General features: G+C 61.5%; 13 protein-coding genes. 9 read left to right on the top strand and 4 right to left on the bottom strand.

Annotated features, from left to right (window positions below; all coding sequences use genetic code 11):
• Positions 1–63 precede the first annotated feature (63 nt).
• The 3 genes from D8U73_RS02290 to D8U73_RS02280 all read left to right on the top strand — a co-directional run bounded on the left by D8U73_RS02290 (position 64) and on the right by D8U73_RS02280 (position 1907).
• The gene (locus D8U73_RS02290) at positions 64–528 is read left to right on the top strand and encodes a hypothetical protein (protein ID WP_056853178.1); all 465 of its coding nucleotides are present in this window, start codon (positions 64–66) and stop codon (positions 526–528) included.
• 31 nt (positions 529–559) lie between these two features.
• On the top strand, positions 560–1384 hold the full coding sequence (locus D8U73_RS02285; RefSeq protein WP_130903614.1) for an SDR family oxidoreductase: 825 nt from the start codon (positions 560–562) through the stop codon (positions 1382–1384).
• 127 nt (positions 1385–1511) lie between these two features.
• Entirely contained in the window at positions 1512–1907 is a 396-nt protein-coding gene (locus tag D8U73_RS02280; RefSeq protein WP_130903613.1) for a DUF4440 domain-containing protein, read from the top strand.
• 126 nt (positions 1908–2033) lie between these two features.
• Here the strand turns inward: D8U73_RS02280 and D8U73_RS02275 are convergent, their stop codons facing one another.
• The 4 genes from D8U73_RS02275 to D8U73_RS02260 all read right to left on the bottom strand — a co-directional run bounded on the left by D8U73_RS02275 (position 2034) and on the right by D8U73_RS02260 (position 6980).
• Positions 2034–2897 (bottom strand): HlyD family secretion protein, encoded by an 864-nt coding sequence (locus D8U73_RS02275; protein WP_130903612.1) that lies wholly within the window; start codon positions 2895–2897, stop codon positions 2034–2036.
• Between the two features lie 25 nt (positions 2898–2922).
• Entirely contained in the window at positions 2923–3123 is a 201-nt protein-coding gene (locus D8U73_RS02270) for a DUF1656 domain-containing protein (protein ID WP_056853182.1), read from the bottom strand.
• The gene (locus D8U73_RS02265) at positions 3113–5305 is read right to left on the bottom strand and encodes an FUSC family protein (RefSeq protein WP_130903611.1); all 2193 of its coding nucleotides are present in this window, start codon (positions 5303–5305) and stop codon (positions 3113–3115) included. The genes D8U73_RS02270 and D8U73_RS02265 overlap by 11 nt, the downstream gene beginning before the upstream one ends.
• Before the next feature lie 175 nt (positions 5306–5480).
• Positions 5481–6980, bottom strand: coding sequence for an efflux transporter outer membrane subunit (locus D8U73_RS02260; RefSeq protein WP_130903610.1), 1500 nt, complete (start codon positions 6978–6980; stop codon positions 5481–5483).
• 189 nt (positions 6981–7169) lie between these two features.
• Between D8U73_RS02260 and D8U73_RS02255 the strand changes: the two genes are divergently transcribed.
• The 6 genes from D8U73_RS02255 (at position 7170) to D8U73_RS02220 (ending at position 15765) form a co-directional block, all read left to right on the top strand.
• Entirely contained in the window at positions 7170–8138 is a 969-nt protein-coding gene (locus D8U73_RS02255) for a LysR family transcriptional regulator (protein WP_056853185.1), read from the top strand.
• Positions 8139–8959: 821 nt separating this feature from the next.
• Positions 8960–10120, top strand: a complete 1161-nt coding sequence (locus D8U73_RS02240; RefSeq protein WP_130903608.1) for an efflux RND transporter periplasmic adaptor subunit — start codon at positions 8960–8962, stop codon at positions 10118–10120.
• The gene (locus tag D8U73_RS02235) at positions 10117–13230 is read left to right on the top strand and encodes a multidrug efflux RND transporter permease subunit (RefSeq protein ID WP_056853187.1); all 3114 of its coding nucleotides are present in this window, start codon (positions 10117–10119) and stop codon (positions 13228–13230) included. Before D8U73_RS02240 ends, D8U73_RS02235 begins: the two co-directional genes overlap by 4 nt.
• Before the next feature lie 9 nt (positions 13231–13239).
• Entirely contained in the window at positions 13240–13917 is a 678-nt protein-coding gene (locus D8U73_RS02230) for a heavy metal response regulator transcription factor (protein WP_056853188.1), read from the top strand.
• Positions 13907–15271, top strand: coding sequence for a heavy metal sensor histidine kinase (locus D8U73_RS02225; protein WP_130903607.1), 1365 nt, complete (start codon positions 13907–13909; stop codon positions 15269–15271). The genes D8U73_RS02230 and D8U73_RS02225 overlap by 11 nt, the downstream gene beginning before the upstream one ends.
• A gap of 275 nt (positions 15272–15546) precedes the next feature.
• Positions 15547–15765 (top strand): hypothetical protein, encoded by a 219-nt coding sequence (locus tag D8U73_RS02220; RefSeq protein ID WP_056853190.1) that lies wholly within the window; start codon positions 15547–15549, stop codon positions 15763–15765.
• The last annotated feature ends 104 nt before the right edge of the window (positions 15766–15869 follow it).

Raw genomic sequence — 15869 nt, 5'->3', positions numbered from 1 at the left:
CCCATCGCCACCTCATCTGCGCTTAGGTAGGATGACCTCCTCTGCTCCCGAGGTTTTCGCGTCATGTTCATCGGCATCCTGCTGGTCATTACCTGGCTGATCCTGTTGCTGCGCTATCCGGCCAAAGCCTTGCCGGTGTCCATGGCCGCCGCCGCAGGGCTGGGCATCGTTGCCACTTGGGTCATCTGGATGGACCACCGTGAACTCAAGCAATTGCAACGCCTGGAGCTGCGCATCAGCTATGCGCCGCAGCACTGCCCCGCCGACCGGCCGTTGCAATTGACCCTGAACAACGGCAATGACGTACCGCTGACCGAACTGCGTTGGCGAGTCGCTGCCTATGCGCCGGGGGACACGGTCAACCTGGCCGACAATCAATACAGCGCCCCGCGTTATCGTGGCCCCGGCGAATTGCAGGCCGGTGGCAACTGGGAAGACTGCTTGCCACTGCCGCCGCTGCGCCCCGGCTACCGTCCGGAAACCCTGGAGTTTCGCGCCGAGCGATTGCAGGGTAGTTTCTCCGATTGATCTCTTTTCCATTCTGCACAAGGACCGCGCCATGCCCGTTGCGTTGATTACCGGTTGTTCCAGCGGCATCGGCCGCGCCCTCGCCGATGCCTTCAAGGCGGCCGGCTATGAAGTCTGGGCCAGTGCGCGCAAGGTTGAAGATGTCGCCCTGCTCAGCGCTGCCGGATTTGTCGCCGTGCAACTGGACGTCAACGACAGTGCGGCGCTTGAGCAGTTGAGCGAGCGCATCAACCAGCAATGCGGTGGCCTCGACGTGCTGATCAACAACGCCGGTTATGGCGCCATGGGGCCGTTGCTCGACGGCGGCGTACCGGCCATGCAACGCCAGTTCGAGACCAATGTGTTCGCCATCGTCGGTGTCACTCGGGCGATGTTTCCCGTGCTGCGCCGGACCCAAGGCATTGTGGTGAATATCGGCAGTGTGTCCGGTGTCCTGGTCACGCCGTTCGCCGGTGCCTACTGCGCGTCCAAAGCCGCCGTGCATGCCTTGAGCGATGCCCTGCGCATGGAACTGGCACCGTTCGGTGTGCGGGTCATGGAAGTTCAACCAGGCGCCATCGCCTCCAGTTTCGCCAAAAATGCCGGCCACGAAGCCGAGCAACTGATCAGCGAACAATCGCCATGGTTCCCGCTGCGCGAAGGCATTCGCGCCCGGGCCAGGGCATCCCAGGACAAACCGACACCGGCCAGTGAATTTGCCGCCGGGCTGCTCAAGGCTGTGCAGCAGGACAAGCCGCCACGATTGATTCGCCTGGGCAATGGCAGCCGGGCGTTGCCAATGCTGGCAGCCTTGTTACCCAAGGGCTTGCTGGAATCGGGATTGATGAAGCGGTTCGGGTTGCGGGGGCAGCTCTAGTTCCGCGAGATCGTTCTTTGCGGGCAAGCCTCGCTCCTGCAGGATATTGAATTGGCATTAATCCTGTAGGAGCGAGGCTTGCCCGCGATGGCGTCAGCACCGTCACCACCGACTTCAGGAATCCATCATGAGCGACTACACCGAATACTTCGACGAAGTGATCCAGGCCCACGTAGCCATCGAACAATGGCTGGCCGAAGAGCGCGACGCTGCCGAACTGGAACAACTGCTGGCGCGTTTCTCACCGCAATTTTCCATGGTCTCGCCGCTGGGGCGGGTGCTGGATTTCGACGCGCTCAATGAGCTGTTCATGCTGGCGGGCGGCAAGAAGCTCGGGTTCCGCATCGAGCTCAGCGAACTGTCTGGCGTGGCGCTGCACGACGGCGGCGCAACGGTCAGCTACCGCGAACAACAGACCGATGCCACCGGTCTGCATTCCGATCGCCGCTCCACCGTGGTGTTCGAGAAGATGAAAGGCAAGATCTTCTGGCGGCATTTGCAGGAGACTTTTTGCCAAGGCTGACGCAATCGCTTTTTTTGTGGCGAGGGAGCTTGCTCCCGTTGGACTGCTCGGCAGTGCCATCCTGGGGCCGCTACGCAGCCCAGCGGGAGCAAGCTCCCTCGCCACAAGAGCGTTTCTGTCTTGGTTTTATCCGCCTGCCGCAGGATTCACCACCACGGTGCAGGTAATCCCCGCCGCCAACAGCACACCCTCCGGCACTTCATCGATGTGTATCCGCACCGGCACCCGTTGCGCCAGACGCACCCAGTTGAACGTCGGGTTCACGTCCGCGATCAGTTCGCGGCTCTCTGGATTATCGCGATCATAGATACCGCGCGAGATGCTTTCCACGTGGCCCTTGAGCACTTCGCCGCTCATCAGCTGCATGTCGGCCTGGTCGCCAACGCGCACCTGGGGCAATTTGGTTTCTTCGAAAAAGCCATAGACCCAGAACGAGTTCATGTCGACCACCGCCATCTTCGCTTCACCGATGCGTGCGTAGTCGCCGCGATGCACATTGAGGTTGGTCACGTAACCGTCCACTGCTGCGCGGACCTCGGTGCGTTTGAGGTTGAGTTCAGCCGCTTCCAGTTGCGCTTGTGCATGCTGATAATCGGCCAGCGCCGAGTCGGCGAGGTTGCTGGCGTCGTCGCGGTTTTCCCGGGAGATCACCAGGTTGTCCATATCCGCGCGACGATGGGCGTTGACCTTGCGCATTTCCCAGGTGGCCTTGCGCGAAGCCACCAGCGACTGCGCCTGTTTGACCGCAAGCCGATAATGTTCGGGATCGATTTGCATCAGCAGGTCGCCCTTTTTCACCAACTGATTGTCGCGTACCGGCACGTTCACCACTTCGCCGGTGACATCGGCGGCGACATTGATGATATCGGCGCGCACCCGGCCATCGCGAGTCCATGGGGTTTGCATGTAATGTACCCACAGGGTCCGGCCGATCCATATCGCAAGGGCCAGCACCAGCAAGGTTGCGAGCAGGCTGAAAAGCTTTTTCATCAGGGCCTTCTTCAGAGATAGAGAATCAGTGGTAGACCGTCAGCGCCAGCGCGCCGAACAGACAGGTAAACAGGCTCAGGCGCAGCAGCGCCGGGTGCCAGAAAAAGCGGTACAGGTCGAACCCGGAGAGGAACCTGTCCAGCGCCCAGGCCACCACTGCGGCAATCAGGAACATCAGGGTCATGGTCGGCATGTACACGCCGTGGAAGGCGATTTCACGAGGCATGTTCAAGTCCTTCAGGCTTGGCATTGGCGTGGGCGGCAAGGGGCGATTGCGGGTCGAGCAGCGATGTGCGGATGAAGTGCAGGTAGCTCTTCACCCGACGCAACGCCGAGGTGTCGAAGTGCGGAGCAAAAGGTTCGTCAGTGGACTGCACTCGGCTGATCGCGTGGTCGACAGCGATCAGAGCACGTTCGAGGTTGCTGCTGCCCGGTTGCAAAAACAGCCGCACCAGCGCGCGCCCCATCACGCGGATCGCCTGGCGCCAGGGCTGGGATTCGGCATACGCCGGGTGCACCGGCAGGATCGCCTGTTCCTTGCGCAATTCGATGATCGCGTGACCGACTTCCAGTACCACAAACATCCAGCGCAGCAGGTTGCGCTGCACCTGTGGCTGGCCCGCCGCGAAGCCGTAGGCCTGGTGCACCAGGTCGCGGGTGCGACTTTCGAAACTCGACGCCAGCCCCTTGAGCTTGCCGCTGATGGCGTACACCACCTGGCCACGCAGATCCTGCTCCAGTCGGCGCCACAGCCAGCGACTGTTGGGCGGCAGAATGATCGCCCCCGCCGCCGCGCACACCAGCATGCCGAGCACCATGGCGATGTAGTCGTTGATGAAGGTGTAGGGGTTGTAGACGGTGAGGTTGTCCGGCACCGAACCGGTACTGAAAAAGATCAACAAGCCCAGGCCGACGCCGGCATATTGCGGTCGCGACGCCAGGAATGATCCGAGCACGATGACCGGGGCGAGCATCACGCACAGCAAGGCAAAACCATCGATCCACGGGAAGATGAAAAACATCTCGACGAAGCCGATCAGCGCGCCGAGCAGCGTGCCGCACGCCATCTGAAACGCCATGCGCTTGGGGTTCGGCGTGGCGGCGGACAGGCCTACAGTGGCGGCGGCGATCAGGGTCATGGTCGCCCCGCTCGGCCACGCCGTTGCCACCCAATAGCTGCCCAACACTACCAGGATAAACGCCGCGCGAATGCCCGACGCCGCCGACACCAGCCAATTGGTCTGCGGGGTGAACGGCTCGTCCCAGCGCTCCCGTTCATGACTGTGATCGGCCAGGGATGCGTGAGTCTGTGCATAACTGTGCAGGTCGTCGACGAAGCGATACAGCAGTTCATACGCGGTGTGGAAGTCCAGCAGTTCGTCGTCGCTCGGCCCGCTCTCCTGAAAAATCGCCCGCAGGCTGCGCACCCGCGCCGGCAATCCCGCCTGATAAGCATTCAGCGCCGTGACCAGGCGTGCCGCGTCGGCGCTGGTCAGCGCGCGGCCACTGAAGCCGTCGAGTAATTCGGCAAGGTCTTGCAAGCCCGGTTTGATCGCCGCCACCGCGTGGTCCGTGTCGTGGCTGCGCAGGCGTTCGAGCAACTGGTGCAGGGCATTGAAACGCGTGGTGATGCCCATGAACTCACTGTTCAGGCGGCTGAGTCGGCCATTGCGTCGACGCATGTGCGGGTCTTCAAACACCGTGACGCTGCGCAGCCCTTCCAGGCCGACAGCCTCGGCAATGAAGCGCACATTGCCGGCTTCGAACGCCTCGCGTTGACTGCGACCGCGCAAGCCATCGGTGACGAACAGGGCAAACACGCCGAAGCGCTGATACAAGGCGTTGCGCATGGCGGCGCTGGCGGTTTGCGGGAGGATCGCGGCACTGATCAGGGTCGAGCAGAGAATCCCCAGGGAAATTTCCAGCACCCGCCACACCGCCGCCATGAATGCACCTTCCGGGTGAGCCAATGCAGGCAGCCCGACCATCGCCGCGGTGTAGCCGGCCAGCACAAAACCATAGGCGCGAAAGTTGCGGCAGCGCGCCGCACCGGCGGTGCAGATGCCAACCCAGATCGCCAGTGCGCCGAGAAACAGTTCGGTGTTTTGCGCAAATAACGCAATCAGCGCCACCATCACCGCCGACCCCGTCAGGGTGCCGAGGAAGCGGTAGAAACTCTTGGCGAACACCTGGCCGCTCTGCGGCTGCATGACGATGAACACGGTGATCATCGCCGTGCGCGGTTGTGGCAATTCCAGGCGCATGGCCAGCCACAGCGTGAGGAACGCCGCGATCAGCACCTTGAAAATGTAGACCCAGGTCACGCCGTCGCTGCGTGCCCAATCAAAGAAACCCCGGCGCCATTCCAGGGAGTACAGCCAGCGCAGAGGGGCGGGCAAGGGAGTCATGGAGTCTTGTTCACTCAGGAAAGTCTGGAAACGATTGAAACCCTGTGGCGAGCGCGCTTGCTCGCGCCGGGCAGCGAAGCGGCCCCAGAACTCTGGTAGCCCAAAGATCTTGTGAGTGCTTCGCACTCAAGCGCGAGCAAGCTCCCTCGCCACAAAAGTGGCCTTGCCTGACGAGTCACTTCAGAAGGCTCGGGGTTTTCGGTGGCTGGGTCTGCTGGGCATTCGGCACATCGTCACCCGCTCCCAGACCGCCACCCAATGCGGTCACCAGCTCGGCATGGGCGCTCAAACGCGCCGCCTGCACCTGCTGCTGCACCTGTTGCTGCTTAAACAACAAGGTTTGCGCGTTGAGCACATTGAGGTAATCGGTGAGCCCGCGCTGATAGGCAATCATCGCGATGTCGTAGGTCTTCTGCGCAGTGGCTACCGACTCGGCAGCGAAAGTTTGCTGCTTGTCCATCGACTCGCGACGGATCAACTGATCAGAGATGTTTTTCAGCGCGTTGACCAGGGTTTGGTTGTAATGCGCCACCGCGATGTCGTACCCGGCCGAGGCTTCACCCAACTGCGCGCGCAAACGCCCGCCATCGAAGATCGGCAAGGAGATCGCCGGGCCAACGCTGTAGTTGAGCTTCTTGCCGGTCAAAAACTCCAGCGCCCCGCCGCCGGTGGCCATGTAGCCGAGGCTGCCGACCAGATCGACGTTCGGATAAAAACCGGCATGAGCGACATCGATGCCGCGGGCTTGCGCCGCCACCTGCCAACGACTGGCGACCACGTCCGGCCGTTGACCGAGCAACTGCGCCGGCAGCGCCGACGGCAGCTTCAGCGCCGCGCCCAACGACAGCGTTGGCCGCTGAAGCTGCGCGCCCTCCCCCGGACCTTTACCGGCGAGCGCGGCCAATTGATTGCGACTCAGGGCGATTTCTTCGTCCAACGCATCGATCTGCCGATGGGTTTCCGGCAACGGCGTCTCGGCCTGGCTCACTTCGAAATGGGTGCCGATGCCGCCGCTCAAACGCTTCTGCGCCAGCTCGAGAATTTGCTGTTGCTGCTTCAGCGTCGCTTCGACGATGTCCCGTTGCGCGTAGTGCAACGACAGCTCGATGTAGACGCGCATGATATTGTTCTGCAATTCGAGTTGGGCCTGGCGCGCTTCGGCGACCGTCATATGGGCCATGTCCACGGCGCGCTCGGTGGCATTGCTTTCGCGGCCCCAGAGGTCGAGGGCATAGCTGAAACCCAGCGCGGCGTTGTTATCCCAAGTGGTGCTGTTGGCCAGGTCACCGGGACCGTAGAACGGATCGGTGGGCCAGTTGTGACGTTTGAGCGTGGACTCGCCGTTGATCTGCAACGACTCTGCTGCTTCGGCGATGCCGGCCATCGATTTGGCTTGACGCACCCGTGCGGCGGCCATGGCCAGGGTCGGACTGCCTTGCATGGCGGTTTCGATCCAGCGGTTCAGTTGCGGATCGCCATACGCCTGCCACCATTGTGCGGTGGGCCAATGCGCATCCTGTGCGGCGCTCTGGATGGCTTCGTCGGTGACCAGTGAATCGGCCTCCAGCGCCTTGCCCTGCGGGCCAATACCTCCGGTTCCGATGCAGCCGCTGATTGCCAGGGTTAAAGCGAAAACACTGAGCGGCTGAAGCGCTCTGCTGATGCGACGCGGCACTGCTGCGATTTCCTGAGGTGGGGAGTTTTGCGGGATGCGCAATTCTATGGGGCCACCGGAAGGGCGATAAGCTGGGAATCCTGTGAATCTTTGTTACCGTTAACGAGATAATCCGGAAGTCATCTTTAGTCGCCTGTAAAAAAACAGAAACTTCGTGTCACAATTTGCTATTCGCCAAGAGAGCACCCCATGGACACATTGCAAAACATGCGCGCCTTCAGTTACGTGGCCGAGGCCGGCAGTTTCACCGCCGCCGCGGTGCAACTGGACACCACCACGGCCAACGTCTCGCGCGCGGTCTCCAACCTGGAAGCCCACCTGCAAACCCGTCTGCTCAACCGAACGACCCGTCGCATCGCCCTGACCGAAGCCGGCAAGCGTTATTTGCTGCGCTGCGAGCAGATCCTGGCCTACGTCGAAGAAGCCGAAGCCGAAGCCAGCGACGCCCACGCACGCCCGGCCGGGCAGCTGAAAGTGCACACCATGACCGGCATCGGCCAGCACTTCGTGATCGACGCCATCGCCCGCTATCGCAAAACCCATCCGGACGTCACCTTCGACCTGACCATGGCCAACCGCGTACCGGACCTGCTCGACGAGGGCTACGATGTCTCCATCGTGCTCGCCAGCGAACTGCCGGACTCGGGCTTCGTCTCCCAGCGCCTGGGCATCACCTACAGCATCGTTTGCGCCTCGCCGGCCTACGTCAAAGCCAACGGCTGCGCACAAAAACCCAGCGACCTGCTCAACCACGCCTGCCTGCGCCTGGTGAGCCCGGTCATCCCCCTCGAGAAATGGGCCTTCGACGGCCCGGATGGCCAGGAAATGGTCACCATCAACAGCTCACCGTTCCTAGTCAACTCCGCCGACGCCATGAAAACCGCGATCACCAGCGGCATGGGCGTCGGCGTCTTGCCGCTGTACGCGGCCATCGACGGCCTGCGCGACGGCACGCTGGTGCGTGTGATGCCCAAATACCGATCCCAGGAACTGAACCTGTACGCCATCTACCCTTCGCGGCAATACCTGGATGCGAAGATCAAGACGTGGGTGGAGTACCTGCGTGGGTCGCTGCCGGAGTTGTTGGCGGCGCATCAGGCGGAGTTGGCGGCGTATGAACTGAGCGGGAGCCTGGGTGGGGTTCGGGTGGCGAATTGAGGTTGGCGGTGCCGAGTGGAACTTGATTGAGTGCATATCCATGCTCGGGGGGCGGGCTACCGGCCGGCCTAATTGCTTGGGCATATGATGATCCCCTGTAGGAGCCAGCCTGCTGGCGATGGTCGTCAACGATAATGTGTCCTGTCTGAATGAACGCAGTGTCTGGGGTTTTTTCGCGAGCAGGCTCGCTCCTACAATGGGATGGGGGGCATATGGTGGAAATTGGTCGGCTGGCAGGCCGCCATCGCTGCGATGCGGCGACCCGACAAGCCAGCTCCCACAGAAGGGCAAAAGCAAGCAAAAGCAAAAGTAGAACACCATACAACCGCCGTTGCTTCTCACCACTCAACAGGCCGAGCGTTAGCTCGCCTGCAGCTTTTGATCTTGATCCACCCGCCCCCTCGGCAGGCTGAGTGGAGGCGTTTATCCGGGGGTGGGCGCGTAGCGCCGTGCGGCGCAGCCGCACACATCGAGAGGAGGTCGTCGCGAAGCAGACCGGAGGCGATGCCCCCGGATGAATGCCGGAGCGAAGGAACCCCGAGCCTCAGCGAGGGGCCGTACGTCAGGGGCAAGCGTTTTTTTGGTTACTTTTTTTTGGCGCTTGTAAAAAAAGTCACTCGCCGTAAGGGCGAAACCCTAAGCCGCCGTTACCGCAGCAACGGATATGTACACGTTCTATCCAACGCCTGGCCGGCCCAGAGGCCGCCAAGGCAAGGCCAAACTGACAGCGCCGTCAGTTAGCAGTCACCTTCCCGACCCCCAAACAGGTTTATAAAGGGACATACCCTTCGCCCAAAAACCAGCCCCGGCGCCCCACTCGCATGCGAATCCAGCAAAAACCCGCCCTGCTCGTCGCCCTCCTGATTCTCCTGGCAGCGCTGGGCGTGTGGTTCGCCACCAAACCCGCCAAGGCAAAACTGGCCACCCCCACCGCCATCCCCGTGCGCGTCGTCAACGTCACCGAAAAAGACGTCCCGCGCTTCGTCAGCGGCATCGGCTCGGTGCTGTCACTGCACAGCGTCGTGGTCCGCCCCCAAATCGACGGCATCCTCACCAAAATCATGGTCAAGGAAGGCCAATTGGTGAAAAAAGGCGACCTGTTGGCCACTATCGACGATCGCTCGATCCGCGCCAGCCTTGACCAGGCCCGGGCGCAACTGGGCGAAAGCCAGGCGCAACTGCAAGTGGCGCAGGTGAACCTCAAGCGCTACAAACTGCTGAGTGTCGACGACGGCGTTTCCAAGCAGACCTACGACCAGCAACAAGCGCTGGTCAACCAGCTCAAGGCCACCGCTCAAGGCAACCAGGCCTCCATCGACGCCGCTCTGGTGCAACTGTCTTACACGCAGATTCGCTCTCCGGTGACCGGTCGCGTCGGCATTCGTACTGTGGATGAAGGCAACTTCCTGCGCATGACCGACACCCAGGGCCTGTTCACCGTGACCCAGATCGACCCGATCGCTGTGGAGTTCTCGCTGCCGCAACAGATGCTGCCAACCCTGCAGGGCCTGATCAACGACCCACAGCGCGCTCAGGTAAAGGCTTATATCGGTGCCGATACCGACGGCGAAACCGGCAATCTGCTGGGCGAAGGCCATTTGACCTTGATCGACAACCAGATCAACGCCAACACCGGCACCATCCGCGCCAAGGCCGAATTCAACAACCCGGGACAGAAGCTCTGGCCCGGCCTGCTGGTGACGGTAAAAATTCAGACCGCACTGGATAAAGATGCGCTGGTCGTACCGCCCAACGTCGTACAGCGTGGCCTCGATCAACATTTCGTCTACCGCCTCAAGGGCGACAAGGTCGAAACCGTCCCGGTGCAAATGGTCTATCAGGACAGCGGCCAGAACATCATCAAAGGCGTACAGCCCGGGGATAAGCTGGTCAGCGACGGGCAGTCCCGCCTCAAGCCCGGCTCGACGGTGCAGGTGCTGACCGATCCGCCGCAAGTAGTGCAATCGGAGTCGGCGCCATGAAGGGCCATGGTTCGGTTTCAGCCTGGTGCATCGATCATCCGGTGGCGACCATTCTGCTGACCTTTGCCCTGGTGCTGCTGGGCGCGATTGCCTTCCCGCGTTTGCCCATCGCGCCGTTGCCGGAAGCGGAATTTCCGACCATCCAGGTGGCCGCGCAATTGCCAGGTGCCAGCCCGGAAACCATGGCGTCGTCGGTGGCCACGCCTCTGGAAGTGCAATTCAGCGCCATTCCCGGCGTGACCCAGATGACCTCGAGCAGTGCTCTGGGCTCGACCAACCTGACCCTGCAATTCACCCTCGACAAGAGCATCGACACCGCCGCCCAGGAAGTCCAGGCCGCGATCAACACCGCTGCCGGCAAACTGCCCAAGGACATGCCGAACCTGCCGACCTGGCGCAAGGTCAACCCGGCCGACAGCCCGGTGCTGATCCTCAGCGTCAACTCGTCGCTGATGCCCGGCCCGGAGCTCAGCGACCTGACGGAAACCCTATTGTCCCGTCAGCTCAGCCAGGTCGATGGTGTCGGACAGGTCGCCATCACCGGTCAGCAGCGTCCGGCAATTCGCGTCCAGGTCTCCGCCGATAAACTGGCGGCCATCGGCCTCACCCTGGCCGACATCCGTCTGGCCATCCAGCAAACCAGCCTCAATCTGGCCAAAGGCGCGCTATACGGCGAGTCAAGCATCTCGACGCTTTCGACCAATGATCAACTGTTCCATCCCGACGAATACAGCCAACTGATCGTTTCCTACAAGGATGGCGCACCGGTTCATCTCAAGGATGTCGCCAAAGTCGTCAACGGTTCGGAAGATGCCTACGTTCAAGCCTGGGCGGGGTCGCAGCCGGGGGTCAACCTGGTGATTTTCCGCCAGCCAGGCGCCAACATCGTCGAGACCGTGGATCGCATTCAGGCGGCACTGCCGGCGCTGGAAGCCATGTTGCCGGCTTCGGTGCAGGTCAAGGTGCTGATCGACCGCACCCAGACCATCCGCGCGTCCTTGCATGAAGTGGAAATCACCTTGCTGATCGCCGTCCTGCTTGTAGTGGCGGTGATGGCGCTGTTCCTGCGCCAGTTGTCAGCCACGTTGATCGTGTCGGCGGTGCTTGGTGTGTCGCTGATCGCCAGTTTTGCCCTGATGTACGTCATGGGCTTCAGCCTGAACAACCTGACGCTGGTGGCGATCGTGGTGGCCGTGGGGTTTGTGGTCGACGATGCGATCGTGGTGGTGGAAAACATTCACCGTCACCTGGAGGCCGGCGACGGTATGCGCGAGGCGGCAATCAAGGGTGCCGGGGAAATCGGCTTCACCGTGGTCTCGATCAGTTTCTCGCTGGTGGCAGCATTCATTCCGCTGCTGTTCATGGGGGGCGTGGTCGGGCGGCTGTTCAAGGAATTTGCGTTGACCGCCACCTCCACCATCCTGATCTCGGTGGTGGTGTCCCTGACGTTGGCGCCGACCCTGGCCGCGCTGTTCATGCGCGCACCTGTGCATCACGCCCACGATAAACCGGGCTTCGGCGAGCGTCTGCTGGCGTGGTACGAAAAAGGTCTGCGCCGCGCCCTCGCCCACCAGAAAACCATGATCGGTGTGTTTGCGTTGTCGCTGGGGCTGGCCGTCGCTGGTTACATCTTCATTCCCAAGGGCTTTTTCCCGATTCAGGACACCGGTTTCGTCCTCGGCACCACTGAAGCCGCCGCCGATATTTCCTACGGCGACATGGTGAAAAAACACCTGGCAATGGCCGAAATCGTCGCTGCCGACCCGGCAGTCGAAACCTTCTCGCACTCGGTCGGGGTGTCAGGCAGTAACCAGACCATCGCCAACGGACGGTTCTGGATCACCCTGAAAAAACGCGGTGACCGCGATGTCTCGGCCAGCCAGTTCATTGACCGGATTCGCCCGCAACTGATGAAAGTGCCGGGCATCGTCCTGTACCTGCGCGCCGGCCAGGACATCAACCTCAGTTCCGGCCCGAGCCGTGCCCAATACCAATATGTGCTCAAGAGCAACGACGGCGCGACCCTGAGCACCTGGACCCAGCGCCTGACGGAAAAACTGCGCGCCAACCCGGCCTTCCGCGACATTTCCAACGACCTGCAGTTGGGCGGCAGCATCACCCACATCAACATCGACCGTAGCGCCGCGGCCCGTTTCGGCCTGACCGCCAGTGACGTCGACGAAGCGCTTTATGACGCGTTTGGCCAACGCCAGATCAATGAATTCCAGACTCAGGTCAACCAATACAACGTGATCCTGGAACTGGACACCCAGCAACGCGGCAAAGCCGAAAGCCTCAACTATTTCTACCTGCGCTCGCCCCTGAGCGGGGAAATGGTGCCGTTGTCGGCCCTGGCCAGGTTCGAAGCGCCGACCATAGGCCCGCTGTCCATCGCCCACGACGGCATGTTCCCCGCCGCCAACCTGTCGTTCAACCTGGCCCCCGGCGTGGCGTTGGGCGATGCGGTGATCATGCTCAACCAGGCCAAGGCCGACATCGGCATGCCAACCGCCATCAGCGGTAACTTCCAGGGCGCGGCCCAGGCGTTCCAGAGTTCGCTGGCCAGCCAGCCGTGGCTGATTCTCGCGGCGCTGTTGGCGGTGTACATCATTCTCGGTGTGCTCTACGAGAGCTTCGTGCATCCGCTGACGATCATTTCGACCTTGCCTTCGGCGGGCCTCGGCGCAGTGATCATGCTGTGGATCTGCGGTCAGGATTTTTCGATCATGGCCTTGATCGGCTTGGTGCTGTTGATCGGTATCGTCAAGAAAAACGGCATCCTGATGATCGACTTCGCCCTCGAAGCGCAGCGCAATGGCGGCCTGTCGCCGGAAGAGGCGATCTTCAAGGCCTGTATCACGCGCTTCCGGCCGATCATCATGACCACCCTCGCCGCGCTGCTTGGCGCCCTGCCGCTGATGCTCGGCTACGGCACCGGCGCCGAATTGCGCCAGCCGTTGGGTATCGCTGTAGTCGGCGGCTTGCTGGTGAGCCAGGCGCTGACGCTGTTCACCACCCCGGTCATATACTTATGGCTGGAGCGGTTGTTTCACAAACACACTCCTTCACCAGCGCCTCCGCCCGTACCGGCGCTGGCGACCACAGACTGAGGCGGGGTCATGCGCGTCCTGATTGTCGAAGACGAAGAAAAAACCGCGGACTATCTGCACCGCGGCCTGACGGAACAGGGTTACACCGTAGACCTGGCCCGCGATGGCGTGGAAGGCCTGCACATGGCGCTGGAAAGCGACTACGCGGTGATCGTCCTCGATGTGATGCTGCCGGGCCTCGACGGCTTTGGCGTCCTGCGCGCCTTGCGTGCGCGCAAGCAGACCCCTGTGATCATGCTCACCGCCCGCGAGCGGGTAGAAGATCGCATCAAAGGCCTGCGCGACGGGGCCGACGATTACCTCGGCAAACCGTTTTCCTTCCTTGAACTGGTAGCACGCCTGCAAGCGCTGACCCGGCGCAGCGGCGGTCATGAACCGGTGCAAGTGAGCATTGCCGACCTGTGGATAGATCTGATCAGCCGCAAGGCTACGCGCGGCGGCGCACGGCTGGACCTGACCGCCAAGGAGTTCTCGCTGCTCAGCGTATTGGCCCGGCGCCAGGGTGAAATCCTCTCCAAGACCGCCATCGCCGAGATGGTCTGGGACATCAATTTCGATAGCGACGCCAACGTCGTCGAAGTCGCGATCAAACGTCTGCGGGCCAAGCTCGACGGCCCTTTTGAAGAAAAACTGCTGCACACGATTCGTGGCATGGGTTATGTGCTGGAGAGCCGTGGTGTCCAGTAACTCGATCGCCCTGCGCCTGAGCGGGATGTTCACACTGGTGGCGCTTCTGGTGTTTCTGCTGATCGGCTGGGCACTCTACCAACAGGTCGACAAAGGCCTGGGGTTGTTGCCCGAGGCCGAACTGGACGCGCGTTACAGCGTGCTCGAATCAACGGTCGGCCGCTACGGCACGCCCGAGCACTGGGTGAAGATCAACAACAAACTCAAGCTGCTGGGCGAAGAAGACAAACGCATCAGTTTCTGGATCGTCAGCGGCGATCCGCGCTACGAATACGGCAATCCGACACCGCAGATCCGCGAGTTCTCCCAAGGGCCGCTGGGCATGCGCGACATGACCCTGCCCGGTCAGCCTTACCCGCTCAAAGTGCTGGTCAGCCAGTTCCCGGCCAAGGACCAGCGCCCGCCACTGCGCTTCATGATCGCCATCGACACCGAGACCTTTCACCAGACCCAGCATCAGCTGCTGATTGCCTTGATTGCCCTGGCGATCGTTGGCGTGCTGATGGCCTCGGCACTGGGCTATTGGGTGGCACGTATCGGCCTCAAGCCGTTGATCAAACTGTCCCATGAAGCCCAGCGCCTGGCCCCGCCGCTGCGTTCGGGACGCTTGAGGTTATCGCCCTTGCCGCCGGAACTGGATCAGTTCGTCAATGCTTTCAACGCCACCCTTGAGCGGGTCGAACAGGCTTACTCGCGCCTGGAGTCGTTCAATGCCGATGTCGCCCATGAACTGCGATCACCGCTGACCAATCTGATTGGCCAGACCCAGGTGGCACTGACCCGCGGACGCTCGGCGGAACATTATTTCGAAGTGCTGCAATCGAACCTCGAAGAACTCGAACGCTTGCGCTCGATCATCAATGACATGCTGTTCCTCGCCAGTGCAGACCAGGGCAGCAAAGCGACCAAACTGACCTCGACTTCGCTGGCCGATGAAGTGGCCACGACCCTGGAGTATCTAGATTTCATTCTCGAGGACGCCCGGGTTGAAGTGCAGGTCAGCGGCGATGCCCTGGTGCGCATCGAGATCGCCCATTTGCGTCGGGCGTTGATCAACCTGCTGAGCAACGCAGTCCAGCACACCGAGCCCGGGCAGGTGATTGAAGTGCGGATCGAAGCCGGGGAGCATCAGGTCAGCATCGGTGTCGCCAACCCCGGTTCGCCGATTGCCAGCGAACATCTGCCGCGCTTGTTCGAGCGTTTCTACCGCGTTGACGCTTCGCGTAGCAACAGCGGCAACAATCACGGGTTGGGTCTGGCGATCGTCAAGGCGATTGCACTGATGCATGGCGGTGATGTGTTTGTGCGCAGTGATCACGGGATGAACACGTTCGGCATTCACCTCCCCGTCTGAAACACTACCGTGGCGAGCGAGCTTGCTCGCGCTGGGCTGCGAAGCGGCCCTGAAACCTGTGCACGCGTCCTTTCAGTCAGCATTGTGCTCCCTGGATTCACGACTGCACCACAGCCGAGCGGGAGCAAGCTCCCTCGCCACAGAAAAACGCTTGGCATTACAACTATTGCCGTAACCGCAACAGTCCTTTCATGAATCCGGCCTTTTTCCCAACGCCGGACATCCTTATCTTTGCCCGCACCAAACAGCACTTGCCAAGCAAGAAGGTTTTAAAGATGTCCAACAGTATGGGTATTGCCAGCGCTTTCGTTTTGTCCTCTTTGTTCCTGTCTCCGTTCGCCATGGCTGAAGAGTCGCAAGCCTTCGTCGCGCAAAACAGCGCACGCGCCGCCGTGTACGCGCAGCACCAGAGCGAGATGACGGCCAAAGCACAGGACGCCACCCAGGCCCCGCAAGCAGCGAGCACTCAAGGCCGGGTCGAGAAAGACAGCTGATTGCTGCGCATCGCTCCCATTTCCCTCGACGCTTTTCATCGGCTCTTCCCTTTGAAAAGTTGTCTTCAAAGCCGCTGCCATCAGCGGCTTTTTTTCGCCTTTTC

This window comes from Pseudomonas sp. Sample_22, assembly GCF_004307635.1.
Classification (GTDB): Bacteria; Pseudomonadota; Gammaproteobacteria; order Pseudomonadales; family Pseudomonadaceae; genus Aquipseudomonas.
The sequence above is the reverse complement of the archived record's forward strand: the minus strand, read 5'-3'. Positions and strand labels throughout refer to the sequence as shown.

Excerpts from the sequence above, each read along its gene's own strand:
- D8U73_RS02290 (WP_056853178.1), top strand. The coding sequence starts at position 64 with ATGTTCATCGGCATCCTGCTGGTCATTACCTGGCTGATCCTGTTGCTG.
- D8U73_RS02285 (WP_130903614.1), top strand. The coding sequence starts at position 560 with ATGCCCGTTGCGTTGATTACCGGTTGTTCCAGCGGCATCGGCCGCGCC.
- D8U73_RS02280 (WP_130903613.1), top strand. The coding sequence starts at position 1,512 with ATGAGCGACTACACCGAATACTTCGACGAAGTGATCCAGGCCCACGTA.
- D8U73_RS02275 (WP_130903612.1), bottom strand. The coding sequence starts at position 2,897 with ATGAAAAAGCTTTTCAGCCTGCTCGCAACCTTGCTGGTGCTGGCCCTT.
- D8U73_RS02270 (WP_056853182.1), bottom strand. The coding sequence starts at position 3,123 with ATGCCTCGTGAAATCGCCTTCCACGGCGTGTACATGCCGACCATGACC.
- D8U73_RS02265 (WP_130903611.1), bottom strand. The coding sequence starts at position 5,305 with ATGACTCCCTTGCCCGCCCCTCTGCGCTGGCTGTACTCCCTGGAATGG.
- D8U73_RS02255 (WP_056853185.1), top strand. The coding sequence starts at position 7,170 with ATGGACACATTGCAAAACATGCGCGCCTTCAGTTACGTGGCCGAGGCC.
- D8U73_RS02240 (WP_130903608.1), top strand. The coding sequence starts at position 8,960 with ATGCGAATCCAGCAAAAACCCGCCCTGCTCGTCGCCCTCCTGATTCTC.
- D8U73_RS02235 (WP_056853187.1), top strand. The coding sequence starts at position 10,117 with ATGAAGGGCCATGGTTCGGTTTCAGCCTGGTGCATCGATCATCCGGTG.
- D8U73_RS02230 (WP_056853188.1), top strand. The coding sequence starts at position 13,240 with ATGCGCGTCCTGATTGTCGAAGACGAAGAAAAAACCGCGGACTATCTG.
- D8U73_RS02220 (WP_056853190.1), top strand. The coding sequence starts at position 15,547 with ATGTCCAACAGTATGGGTATTGCCAGCGCTTTCGTTTTGTCCTCTTTG.